The organism is Devosia riboflavina (genome assembly GCF_000743575.1).
Taxonomy (GTDB): Bacteria; Pseudomonadota; Alphaproteobacteria; order Rhizobiales; family Devosiaceae; genus Devosia; species Devosia riboflavina.
Window position 1 is genome coordinate 1 of record NZ_JQGC01000108.1, and the last position, 566, is coordinate 566.

Here is a 566-nt window from a genome sequence, read left to right on the forward strand (position 1 = left end):
TCGACGGCAGCGACGGGCATGGGCGCGTAGAGGTGCGGGAAGAGCGCGCCACCGCGCGAGACCTCCCATTTGAGAGCGGCGGCCACATCGGCGGTGCGGACCGCGACGAGGACGAGATCGCCCTGACCGGCGAAGTGCTTTGCAAGGGTCTCGGCCAGCTGATCAGCGGTCGAGAAGTGGATGTAGCCATCCTGAAAATCGATGGGCATGCCCTGGAACTGCCCGGTCGGCACGGCGGCCTCGTAGGCGGAGCGGGTGGAAATCTTGTAGATGAGCGCGGGGGAGGTCATGGCGCCGGAAGCTATTCAAACCGCCTCGCCATCGCAAGGCTGTGGAGCGATTGTCGGACAGACTTTAAAGGGCGGAAGCTGGGGGTATAGAAATAGGACTATCTTCCCAAATGGGATATTTCTCCTAGCCAAGGCTCCAAACCAGATGCTCTCGCACCGGGCAATATGGGACGGTATCGACGGGGTGGCGAAGCGCCACGGCCTGAGCGTATCCGCCTTGGCGAAGCTGGCCGGGCTGGACCCGACCGCGTTCAACCCCTCCAAGCGCGTCAGCAA

1 protein-coding gene is annotated in these 566 nt (G+C 63.1%); it reads right to left on the reverse strand.

Annotation, left to right across the window (positions count from 1 at the left end; translation table 11 throughout):
• Positions 1–290: DUF952 domain-containing protein (locus JP75_RS24930; RefSeq protein WP_035088074.1), on the reverse strand; the 290-nt coding region annotated here is incomplete at its 3' end.
• Positions 291–566 lie beyond the last annotated feature (276 nt).